The organism is Myroides sp. C4067 (genome assembly GCF_038039665.1).
Classification (GTDB): domain Bacteria; phylum Bacteroidota; class Bacteroidia; order Flavobacteriales; family Flavobacteriaceae; genus Flavobacterium; species Flavobacterium odoratimimum.
This window is the reverse complement of record NZ_JBBPHJ010000046.1, coordinates 1-11573: the sequence shown is the minus strand read 5'-3', so window position 1 is coordinate 11573 and position 11573 is coordinate 1. Positions and strand designations below refer to the sequence as shown.

Below are 11573 nucleotides of genomic sequence, written 5' to 3'. Positions count from 1 at the left end.
AGAATTAAGAATTAAGAATTAAGAATTAAGAATTAAGAATTAAGAATTAAGAATTTTCTGACTTAATGTACTTGATTTAAAGATATAATAAAGGTCACTAACACTATGCTAGTGACCTTTTTGTTTGATGTTTATCTATTATTGAGCAGGCATGTATTTATTGATAAACTTCACTAGCTCATCATTCTTCCATACGATAGCTTGAGTATGTCCAGCACCTTCTACTAAGATGATCTCTACACTAGGAGAACCTAAATCTTGTAGTCCTTTTACCATTCCTTGAGTTACGATAGCAGGTACATTAGTATCCGCTTGTCCTTGGATGACTAAGATAGGTTTGTCTATTTTTTGAGTACCAGGTTGACTATCTTGTAAGAACTTTTGGATGATAGGATCATTCTTAAACTTCTCATTATTAAGACCAGGGTAAGTCATTACTTTATTGCTTGGATCTTCATTCATATACTTGATGATATCAGCCATAAACGCTTGACGTACTCCGTCTAGACAGTCTCCATTATCTCCATTGCTTCCCTCAGCTAGTTTAGCAAAGTTCTTTGCTCTATCTTCGAATATAGCAGTATAGTCATAAGAAGGAGTTTCTGCTTTGATACCTACTCCTGCTAAGGCAGCATAAGCTAATAGCGTAGCATAAGATGTAACAGAACTTCTTTTTTCTAAAGGTATAGGAGTAGGACTAGCGTTTTCCATAGCTTCTATTTTAGCAAGAGCTACTGGAGCTACTTCTAGAATGATCTTTCCTAAACTAGAGGCAGGAGCACCAGCTACAGCTCCTTTATAAGTGGTATCATTATTCGCTAACTCCGCTATACCTAGGGAAGCTTGACCACCTTGAGATTGTCCAGCAGACATCCAGTCTCCATTAAATTCGCTAGTGTATTTTTCTTTTACAGCTTTGATAGCATAAGTGGCAGATAGTGCTTCACTCTTTAGGTGTAAGTAAGGGTGTATACCTGGAGTACCTAGTCCTTCATAATCAGGAGCCACGATTACATATCCCTGTGCTAATAAGGCTTTGGCTGTTACTTTAAAGTTTTCTCCTAACGGATTACTACTAGGGGCACATGCGTCTGCTACTCCTACTGTACCATGAGCCCATACCACGATACGGTAACCGTCTTTTGGCTTAGGTGTTTTAGGGTACATAATAAGCGCAGTAGCATGCTGGTTCTTACCATTTAAATAAGGCATATTATAGGTCATTATCTTTATAGAGCTCGCCTCATCTAGTTTGTCTAGAGTATAATCCTTTTCAGATACATATTCTTTCTCGTTTTCGACTTTATTTTTATTATCATCACTATTACAAGATGTAAGCATTGTAAAGGTGAATGTAGTAGCTAGTATAGCTCCTATTAAGAACGATTTTCTCTTCATAGTTAAACGGTTTTTGTAATTATTCTGATTATTTGGTTAGCCTAAATATAGCAATATCTTTGAATAATGACATGATATGGCGTTATATGTTTGTTTATTTTATATTATTTACAACTTATAATTTGTACTTATGTAAGGCCATTATGTTGAAGATATAAGTTTAATTCAAATTTATTTGGGATTTAATAGTTAAACTTTAATAGTTAAAGCTTGAACGACTTACAATAAATTTATTGAGGAATAGTTATTTATATAAATGAATAAGATGAAAAGAAATACATGGATATTAGTTGTATTAGCAATAGTATTGACAAGTTGTAATATTGGAAATACTAATAAAATAGCGATAGAAGAAGTAAAAGAAATGGAGAAAGTAATGACTAAAGATGTGCCTTACATAGAGGCTAAAAACTACTTTGTGCTTAATACTATAGAGAATGCTAAAGTAGAAAGTCTACGTATTACTTCACAAGATCACTTTGAGTCTTATTTTGGTACTGCAACTACAATGGGAGAACAGGGGACACCTACACCTATAGATTTTAAAAAGTCATTCGTTTTAGCATTAGTAGGACAACGTACTGAACGAGATACCTCTTTTGAGATAAATAGATTAGTAGAGAAAGGTGATATATTGGAGTTGTCTTATACAATTAAACAAAGTGGTGAAAATAGGAGTTTTACTATACATCCATGTCTTATATTAGTGGTGGATAAAACGAATGAGAAAGATGTTCGTTTTATAGCTGAATAAATAGTGAACTGTAGCTAGTATGATAATAGAAGTAATAAAAAAAGAAGAGATCAAAACAAGTGTTTGGTCTGGAGGTAAGACGAATGAATATGTGATATATCCATACAATGCTCAATATGCAGATAAGGATTTTATATTTAGAATAAGCAGCGCTACTATAGAAGTAGTTCCTTCTGAGTTTACCCGTTTTAATGGATATAGGAGATATCTATCTATGCTAGAAGGAGATTTAAAGCTATATAGGCAAGGGAAAGAGGAATATTATACTACTCATACTCTTTTCTCTTTTGGTTCTGAAGAAGATATTACTTCTTATTCCTTAGGTAAAGATTTTAATCTAATGTTGCATCAATCTATAAAGGATGAAGTAGTACAGATTAGCTCTGATGCGTTAGATACTAAAGCAGTATACCTATTTATATTCGCATTAGTAGATAGTATCGCAGTGGTTAATGATGTGTGTTATTCAATGCAACAATATGATTGTTTATTAATCATTAATGAAGAGTCTGATGATATATCTCTTACTTTAGATCAGAAAGCTATTATAGGATATTGGTAAATATAGAGTACTAAAATAATAGATTAATATTTGTCTAATATTAATATTATATAGAATAAAGGTTAAAAAGTTTGATTTGTTTCTTTATTAGTGTGATTTTAATAATTTAGTTATAATTACTTAAGATTTGGATTACAATACAGTGTATTATATATAGTAACTTGGATTAAGATAACATTAAACTGAGTTGTATATGGAAATGTCTTATATCGTAGTGCCTTTAGTGGATTGTAATGAGAATGCTTTTAATCAAGAATTGAGTAAGTTATTTCCTTTTAGTAATATTGTTAGTGTGGTATGCCATCAGAAACAATTCCTGGTTGTATATAGAGATATCGATACTCTAGTCAATGGGGCAAAGGAAGTAAAAGAGGTATTCGCGTATGACAATGGGATAGAATCCTTCAGTAGAAGACATCCTTATTTAGATATAGCTGTTTTGCAAGTATTAGGAGAAGAAAAGAATTGTTTCTACGATGGTTTTATCATGAAAAACAAGAAAAAAATAAAAGAACACAGTGGGATGCACAATGCTTATATCCCAATACTTCAATATTTTATGCCAGATTATGATGGGAGTGATTTAAGTATCTTTTCAAGTAATTTTTAAAATTGTTATTACCAATAGTATTATCGTTTAAGATACCTTTTTATGGCGATATAATTATGTGGTTAAATTCACTTTCTTTGTAGTAGGAAAAAGAAAATTATGAATGTACAGATAGAGAGAATAAAAGATAAGCTTAGTACGATTAAGGATTTTGATAAGGAATATCAAGTTTTTGGAGCAAGTTCACATCAATACGGAATAGGAGAAGTAGTACGTCATACAGATATTAAACACTTTGAACAAGAGTACAATGTAGAGTTGCCTGAGGCTTATGTCGCTTTTCTTACTCAGGTAGGAAATCGAACTAATCAAGAAGATGCTTATGGGGGTAGTGCTGCAGGACCTTATTATGGTATATATCCTTTAGGAACCAATTTAATCGATGTATTTGTAGAGGATATAAAGAGATCTATAGCACAAGCGTGTATTTTAGATCCCAAAATGACTAAGGAGGAATGGGAAGCATTAACTCTTACTTTACAAGAAGACGATTTGTCTGATGAAGATTACTACGAGATTCAAAACAAACTATTTAGTGGTTTATTAGCTATCGGTACACAAGGATGTGCTATTACGACTTGCCTTGTGATGAATGGGGAGCATCGAGGAAGAATTGTATATATAAATGAAGATTTTCAACCAAGCTTTGCTTATGAAGAACATTTCTTAGACTGGTATGAGCGATGGTTAGATGAGATTATATCAGGAGAGTTAGTAAGTAAAGATGCTGGATGGTTTGGATATGCTAGAGGAGGAAGTAGTGAATCACTATGGGAATCATTTAAAACCATTGAAGATAAAGAGGAGAAATTAGAGTATCTAGTCGGTCTAAGTCAAAAGAAAGAGATTAGTGAAGCTATTCTTCAAGAGATAGAATATGTTCTTTCTGAGGAGAGAGACGATGACATAAGGAGTTATCTTACGATGATTTTGGCAAAAGTAGCATTTAAAAGAGCTATTCCTTTTGTCAAAGAATTAATAGGGCAAAACCTTCTTGTCTCTTTAAAAATAATACATTGGTATGCAGAGGACAAGGCGTATTGGTTGCCGTTCATTACTCCATTAAGTAATACTATCAATGATGAGGAGACCTTTCGTTTTTATACTTACGTTGTGTCAAAAGCAACAGATGATTACGGTGATTTAATGTTAACAGGTCTTCAATCTGCTAATCAGGCCATACGTGCAACGGCTATCTATACGCTAGGAGAAGCTAAGAACAAGAAGAAATATCTAAGTCAATTCATTCAATGTTTACATGACGATGATGAGAGAGTGGTTTTATATGCTCTACAAGGTTTAAAAGAAGTAAACGATGAAAGGTTGTTATCATGCTATAGCTCTGTATATAAGAAGTATAAAAATAGTGAAACGGAGAATTATATTATAGTAAATTTAGAGCATAGACTTAAAGAGTTAGGCCTAAGTTTAGAAGAATTAGAAAGATAATGGACGAAAGTAGAAAGAAAAGCATAGGTAAGTTTTTAAGTTTAGTACTTAGACATGAACCAAGTAAAATAGGAATACAATTAGACGAGAATGGGTGGGCTGATGTAGAGGAATTAATCAGTAAATGTGGTAAACACAGAGTCTCATTTACCAAGAAAGAGCTTGACGAGATCGTAGAGACTAACAATAAGAAGAGATATGCCTATAGTACTGATGGTACTAAGATAAGAGCTAATCAAGGACATTCTATCGCTGTTGACTTAGAGTTTACACCTGTAGAGCCACCACAGTTTTTATATCATGGTACAGTCGATCGTTTCTTGAGCGGTATTGGGAAAGAGGGGATTAAGAAGATGAGTAGACAGCATGTACATCTAAGCCAGGATAAAGAGACTGCTATCAGTGTGGGGTCTCGTCATGGTAGAGTGGTAGTGTTAACTATCTTAGCGAGTAAGATGCATGAAGAGGGAATAGAGTTCTATCAATCTGCTAATGGGGTGTGGCTAACAGATTATATCGATCCGAAGTATATCTCTAAATAAAGAGCATTAAAATTGTGTTAATGCAGGACTATACTTGTTTTGATTACTTGAATATGTAAAAGAGATAAGTATTTTTGCACGGTAGGTTATAGAGTTCTAGTAGCCTATTTTATTAAATAGATAAAACACTTATTATGGAAAAAGAGAACCCGATTTTTTATGCAAAAGGAGATGACCCTATCTTAATAGAGGCATATAAAAAAGCTCAAGATACCTTCAAGTACTTTTGGAGAGAGTTGTCTTGGGAATATAGAAGAATAGTACCTGCTTTCGATATGGCTAGTGTTAAAGTGGCTTTCACACAAGAGGTAGAAGGAGAAGAAGAGCCTGTAGTAGAGCATATGTGGATCGGTGATGTAGACTTCGATGGAGATATTATCTATGGAGAGCTATTAAATCAGCCTAATATACTAACGAATATAGAAGAAGGAGAGCAAATAGGAGTAACTCTTGATCAAATCAGTGATTGGATGTTTATTAGTCAAGGTAAAGCTTTTGGAGGTTTTACTGTGCAGGCTATGCGCTCTGTGATGACTGACGAAGAGAGGGCAGAACACGATGCTGCTTGGGGATTAGAGTTCGGCGATTTTAATGATGTGGTTTATGTTTATGAACAAAAAGAACACCCTGAGAACCTTATAGAACACCCTATGAGTAAGAATATGAAAGAGAGTTTAGAGAAATTCTTAGATGAGAACCCTGATGAGGTAACGAATAAGGATGAGGCTGGATATACGTTCTTACACAAAGAGGTTATCTCAGGTAACCTTACAAGTGTTGAGGTATTATTAGCAAAAGGAGCTAATAAGAACGAACCAAATAATGAAGGTAAGACTCCAGTAGACTACGCTAAGCAGTTAAACTGGGAGCATATCATTCCTGTATTAGGATAATCAGTTTTTTAAAATAAAAGTAAAAAAGCTCTAGTAAATAATACTAGGGCTTTTTTTGGTTAACGGCTTTCGGTTAACAGTTAACAGTGTATTGTGGTTACTTTGTAGAGTTTTATGAGAGATGCTTTTCACATACTCTGCTTGCATAGACTTTGTCAGCACGACATGGATGGTGGATATATATTGCGGTTGACGGTTTACGGTTTGTGGTTGACAGTGTATTGTACGGTTTTTAGTTGCGGTATTTGGTATGTTTAGAGGATTAGTATATTTCCATTTATGATTATATTTGAACATCAGTAATAATTAAAATGACACATAAAGAACTATATCAAATCGTATTAGCAACAGATATACACGTTAAGAGTCGTATGGACACTTTAGCAGTTATTGGTAGTGATGAAGAAGTGTTACAGTTCTTGCTGAAATATAGCTTCGAATACGATGATGCTATTCATGTGATGTCTACTGTATTGTTGCAAGATATTTTAGATAGGGATATCCTACGTTTAGAGCCTTATTTAGACACTTTTATAGATAATGTAGAGTTTGTTACTAATGAATCAAGTAAGCGTCTGATAAGTCGTATATGTTGGTTGGTAGCTAAAAGTAAAAAGTTAGTCCGTACTTCTGTACAAGAAAAAAAACTAGTAGAGGTCTCTCTACTGTGGCTGTCTACTGATTCTAAAGTGGCAACAGAGGCTTTTGCGATGGATATTTTGATGTTATTAGGACATCAGTATAAAGAGGATATGAAGCTAATCGGCGAGGTGATAGAACTGAATTATCCTAAGCGAACAGCTGCTTATCAGAATAAAGCGAAGAAGTTTATGGCTTATAGTTTACGGTTGACAGTTGACAGTTGACGGCTTTGCCCTACACGGGGGAATTAGGAATTAAGAGTTGACGGTATTTAATTCAAAATAATATCAAGTAACTTATTTAATACCGTTTTTCTTCAGGAACTTTAATGCCCAATCATAATGGCTAGAAGTAGCGGATACGAGATAAGCGCCTAATGAGGTGCTTCCTGTCCAATGATATCTCTTCTTCTCAAATAATTCATCGTTACTGTGCTGTTGAATGATTTGAAATACAGCGTTATGAGATTCTTTAATTTTTTGAATACTGTCAAGTACATCAGTATTTTGATACTTCTGATTAATGGCAATATTTAATTCAGGAGTAGTCTTCCACGTATAACCATCGGCAGGCATAACAGGCTTACCACCTGACATTCCTACCTGGTACCAAGACAAAAACATGCTATGCCATTCGTGTAAATGCATGAGTACATCTCTCACATTTTTGTTGAGACTCTCTTCTGTAAAATTGTCGTTTAAACGTTGGTTGTCTAATGATTCAGTTGTAGATATAAGTTTATTAAACAAATCATTAGACAGTGTTATTAATGCTGTTTTATTAGTTGGTCTTGCCATGGTAGTTTATTTAAGCGTATTCTTATCTAGTTGTTGTTGAATAGCAATTGCCAATTCTACATCTGATACGTTAAGCATATTGGTATTGATAAATATAGAAGTACCATGTGTCTTTAAGTTAGCCTGCATTGATTTCTTCTTGATCATATTCTTTTGTCTGGCGATATATTCTTCAGGATTCTTCACATAGATCAATACAAACTTCTGACTCTGCATTTTATAGAGTTCAACAGAAGTAATATCTTGCCAAGGGATTAATCCATTCACTACTGCAGTGGCATTCTCAAGTATCCCTTGTTCATTAATGACAATACCTGGTTTATTACTAAATAATTTACTAATAAACATTATGGAAGCATATCCAAAGAATACTATAGCCAATACAGCTATAACATAGGTCAGTTCTATAGAACCTAAGAAATACCTTCCCTTGTGATACAGACAGTTATAGAATACAAGTACTCCTGCTGCTACAAGTAATAAAGATCCTATAAGGTATAAACTTACTTTAATCTTGCTGATAGAATAAGTGATTGGTAGAATAGTATTCATAATGTTATAGCGTTAAAATGAATTGTTGCATCTCTCTCATTCTGTTTTTTAAAGGGCTAGGTTCTATGATAAAGTCATATGCATGGATAAAACCGAATTTATTAGGAATGCTTACACTTGCCTCATTACCTTTCTCTACTGCATAAAGTATAGACGAGGTATTGATCTCTGACTTGGTTATTTCTATCAGTTTTTTAGTAATCTCTGTGCCATATCCTTTGCTCTGTTTAGAAGTTTTAATCCAAAGGCCTATTTCAACAGATTCTTCATTGATATCGCTTAATCCACAGCTTCCGATAAACTCATTGGTTTCTTTGTCTAATAGCACTAATACTAAGGCTGTACCATTGGTTATTTCGATGCGTGAACGTCTGATATACTCTTTTAACAAAGGTTGATTACCATTAGCGTCAAAGCTTAAGAATCTTGTGATTTCAGGTGTTAGATTAGTTAAAAAGTCTTCTAGATAGGTATCTTCTACGATAACGTATTTTAGGTGTTCACTAGTCCAAGTCTTATCAAGAGAAATGATATTTCTCTGTTGATTTTTTACCATCTTAACTACAGTGAGTATGTCGTATATCAGCCCTTGTTCTATGTCATCACGAGCTACTAATTGTTCTAAGACAGGCTGATAAGCACATAAGACCTCTTTTGTATAATACCACGCATAGTCAAAGACTTTTTGCATATCTGTAGCAGCCCATATCATAGCATCTTGTTCCCTTGTTTCGAATTCAGGCCATAAGAACGAAGATTGAGTACTATATAGCTCTTGGATAGAAGGGATGTTATCAAATTCATTGCTATCTCTAAAAAGCTCCCATTGAAAGCCTATTGCCTTAGCGACTTTTAGGATAACACGCAATAACATATCTTGATTATAAGGCGTTTCTTTAGATAACTGAAATAAGCGTATTAATACAACAGGAGTAGTGGTAATCACTCCACCTTTGTGTTCTATATTATTCGCTAGAGAAAAAAGAGCATATCTACTGTCTCTAATATCACTGCTTATAGCCTGATCTAGCAATGGTGGCAAATCATCTGCACGTCCATTATAGTGTACTAAAAATTCCCAAGGAATGGTATTAAAGTCGATCTGTTCTAATTCTGTTATTTTATAACGCATAATCTATATTGTATTCAATTATTGAAAAAAAGTTCAAAAAACATTGTGCTCTTTGAACTTTTAAATTTCTTATTTATTACTTCTTTTTATTGTCCTTGCGGTATTGAAGCATATTAAGTATCTTCTCTTCACTGATATTTCTCACGAAATCACTATGGTAAACATAACCTAATTTCTCAGCTATCTTAATACTTCCATGGTTATTCTTCTCTACATTGTAGATTAGATAGTCCACTGTAAGGTTTTCGTTTACATAAGTTTCTAATGCAGTGATAAGTTCTTGTCCATATCCTTTGCCAAAAGCAGATTCTTTTAACCAGATACCAAGAGAGATAGACTCTTCATTCACATCGTGTATACCACAACATCCGATAAACTCTTTTGTCTCTTTATCTACTGCTACTAAAGTGATATCAGTACCTTGGTCTAATACACCTAAACTATAATCAATAAAACCTTGTGTATCTTCGATTTTACCTGTTGGTATAAAAGGTAAAAACTTAGCTACTGTAGGTGTTAACTCACGAAAAATATCTTCTTTAAAGCTGTCGTTTACTACTAGGTAAGACAGTCTATCAGAAGAAAATTGGATATCTCTACTAAATCCCATATTTGTTATTATTTATTCTTTTTAAAATGGCAGTACACAAAGTTCTGCTTGGTGTCAAATGGTGTAATATGATCTTCATAAAAGCTGTCCTTTAGTGTAAAAGAATCTTTAAATAGCTCATTTAGATCTTCTGTATTGTATTGAATAATCTCTAATCCACTACACTTCAGAGGTCCTTGTTTAGAGAACGTAGCAATAATAAGATTTTCTTTTACTGCCTTGGCAACTAACTGCGTATAAACTTGAGTCTCTTCAACTGTCAAAAAGTGAAACACAGCACGGTCATGCCACACATCGTATTGCTCAGTAGGGGTAAAAGTAGTGATATTACTTTCTATCCACTTTACCTGATAAGCCTTATTACCTAATCTCTTCTTAGCACGTTCTAGTGCTTCTCCAGAGATGTCTAATACTGTGATATCAGTATATCCTTCTTCTAGTAAGTAGTCAACTAAATTACTATCTCCACCACCGATATCGATAATCTTAGCGTCTTTAGAGATATTACTATTCTCTATTAGGCGAAGTGAGTTAATCGGTTTTACTTGTGTCCAACTTACCTGATCAGGTGTTTTAGTTTTATATACACCTTCCCAATGTTCTTTTATATTCTCCATGGCATTTAAAATAGTAAATAACAAAAGTAGTAATTCCTTAATCAAGAAGGAAACTGTCTTTTTGTTTTTTCATGAAATCGTGATGTTGTGAAACCGTGAAACTGTTTAGTCTATTGTATCAATACATAGTTTATCACATCATCTAAGAACATTCTGTCCATAAGGTAAGACTGTAAACTGCTTTGTGAAACCGCGATGTCGTGAAACCGCTGTTCCCTAACTGTAGGCAACTTCCCAGCGAAGCGGCTCTCTAGTAAGCGAAGTTAGACATTTTTCATTTAATCAAGAACTACAAACCAACACTATACTTAATGAGAAAACCTAAGACAAACCAAGTAGAGAACATTGCTGCTAATAGGATTATGTACCCTAGGGAAATACCACTACACTTGTGCTGATGGTGTGTTAATGTACAGCTTGATGAGAGAGATGCAGTAGAGTAAAACAAAAAAGTCAGATAAGAGACTTATCTGACTTCAAATGATTAATTGAATTAGTTAGCGTGTATAGTTTTTATATCTATTAAATATGATCTATACTTAGATGTCCTGTATTAACTACTAATATCATAAAGATAGTAGTGGTGAACTGAACACTCTAATAACAAATATACGATTTATTTTCATTATTTATTGCCTTGAGGTTATTTAGATTCGTTATTGTTAGTTTAATAAAGTCCTACGAGGTTTATGATAAATGAAGATTATAAGGTGAGAGTCGATAGGAGGAAAGAGAGTTGAACACTAGAAAAGAGTCCTATTTTAAAGAATGATGAGATCTAACGGATTATTTATTTAAAAATATTAAAAAAAATATTTTTAAAGTACTTTGCTCATTTATAATTAAATATGATTTTGGTTGAAGAAAATGATAGAAATACTAGCTTTTTTATCTTCTCGAAATTTGCAGAACTCAAAAACTCGTAGTATGTTTGCACCGCATTAGAGAAGTAATGATCTAAGCAACGGAGAGGTGCCGGAGTGGTAACGGAGCAGATTGCTAATCTGTCATCGGG

General features: G+C 33.7%; 13 protein-coding genes. 7 read left to right on the top strand and 6 right to left on the bottom strand.

Going from position 1 to position 11573, the window contains the following annotated elements; translation table 11 throughout:
* Positions 1 to 138: 138 nt before the first annotated feature.
* Positions 139 to 1398, bottom strand: a complete 1260-nt coding sequence (locus AABL87_RS17330; RefSeq protein WP_286382712.1) for an alpha/beta hydrolase family protein — start codon at positions 1396 to 1398, stop codon at positions 139 to 141.
* Positions 1399 to 1663: 265 nt separating this feature from the next.
* On the opposite strand from AABL87_RS17330, the gene AABL87_RS17325 reads away from it, so the two are divergent.
* The 7 genes from AABL87_RS17325 (at position 1664) to AABL87_RS17295 (ending at position 7074) form a co-directional block, all read left to right on the top strand.
* Positions 1664 to 2152, top strand: a complete 489-nt coding sequence (locus AABL87_RS17325; protein WP_006261672.1) for a hypothetical protein — start codon at positions 1664 to 1666, stop codon at positions 2150 to 2152.
* 19 nt (positions 2153 to 2171) lie between these two features.
* Positions 2172 to 2714, top strand: coding sequence for a HutD family protein (locus tag AABL87_RS17320; RefSeq protein WP_006261671.1), 543 nt, complete (start codon positions 2172 to 2174; stop codon positions 2712 to 2714).
* 193 nt (positions 2715 to 2907) lie between these two features.
* Positions 2908 to 3324: a hypothetical protein gene (locus AABL87_RS17315; RefSeq protein WP_006261670.1), complete on the top strand. Its 417-nt coding sequence runs from the start codon at positions 2908 to 2910 to the stop codon at positions 3322 to 3324.
* Between the two features lie 99 nt (positions 3325 to 3423).
* Positions 3424 to 4773, top strand: coding sequence for an SMI1/KNR4 family protein (locus AABL87_RS17310; RefSeq protein ID WP_341277675.1), 1350 nt, complete (start codon positions 3424 to 3426; stop codon positions 4771 to 4773).
* On the top strand, positions 4773 to 5315 hold the full coding sequence (locus tag AABL87_RS17305; RefSeq protein ID WP_341277674.1) for an RNA 2'-phosphotransferase: 543 nt from the start codon (positions 4773 to 4775) through the stop codon (positions 5313 to 5315). Before AABL87_RS17310 ends, AABL87_RS17305 begins: the two co-directional genes overlap by 1 nt.
* Before the next feature lie 134 nt (positions 5316 to 5449).
* Entirely contained in the window at positions 5450 to 6208 is a 759-nt protein-coding gene (locus AABL87_RS17300) for a DUF2314 domain-containing protein (protein WP_006264143.1), read from the top strand.
* A gap of 311 nt (positions 6209 to 6519) precedes the next feature.
* Positions 6520 to 7074 carry a hypothetical protein gene (locus AABL87_RS17295; RefSeq protein WP_006264142.1) on the top strand — a complete coding sequence of 185 codons (555 nt, stop codon included), beginning with the start codon at positions 6520 to 6522 and terminating at the stop codon, positions 7072 to 7074.
* A 72-nt stretch (positions 7075 to 7146) separates the two neighbouring features.
* On the opposite strand, the gene AABL87_RS17290 is transcribed toward AABL87_RS17295, so the two are convergent.
* The 5 genes from AABL87_RS17290 to AABL87_RS17270 all read right to left on the bottom strand — a co-directional run bounded on the left by AABL87_RS17290 (position 7147) and on the right by AABL87_RS17270 (position 10558).
* Entirely contained in the window at positions 7147 to 7647 is a 501-nt protein-coding gene (locus AABL87_RS17290; protein ID WP_006264141.1) for a ClbS/DfsB family four-helix bundle protein, read from the bottom strand.
* Positions 7648 to 7653: 6 nt separating this feature from the next.
* Complete coding sequence (locus tag AABL87_RS17285; RefSeq protein ID WP_006264140.1) at positions 7654 to 8199, bottom strand: STM3941 family protein; 546 nt, start codon at positions 8197 to 8199, stop codon at positions 7654 to 7656.
* Positions 8200 to 8203: 4 nt separating this feature from the next.
* A complete protein-coding gene (locus AABL87_RS17280) occupies positions 8204 to 9331 on the bottom strand; it encodes a GNAT family N-acetyltransferase (protein WP_006264139.1) in 1128 nt (375 codons plus the stop codon).
* 76 nt (positions 9332 to 9407) lie between these two features.
* Entirely contained in the window at positions 9408 to 9941 is a 534-nt protein-coding gene (locus AABL87_RS17275) for a GNAT family N-acetyltransferase (protein ID WP_006258410.1), read from the bottom strand.
* A gap of 8 nt (positions 9942 to 9949) precedes the next feature.
* Positions 9950 to 10558, bottom strand: coding sequence for a class I SAM-dependent methyltransferase (locus AABL87_RS17270; protein ID WP_006264138.1), 609 nt, complete (start codon positions 10556 to 10558; stop codon positions 9950 to 9952).
* Positions 10559 to 11573 lie beyond the last annotated feature (1015 nt).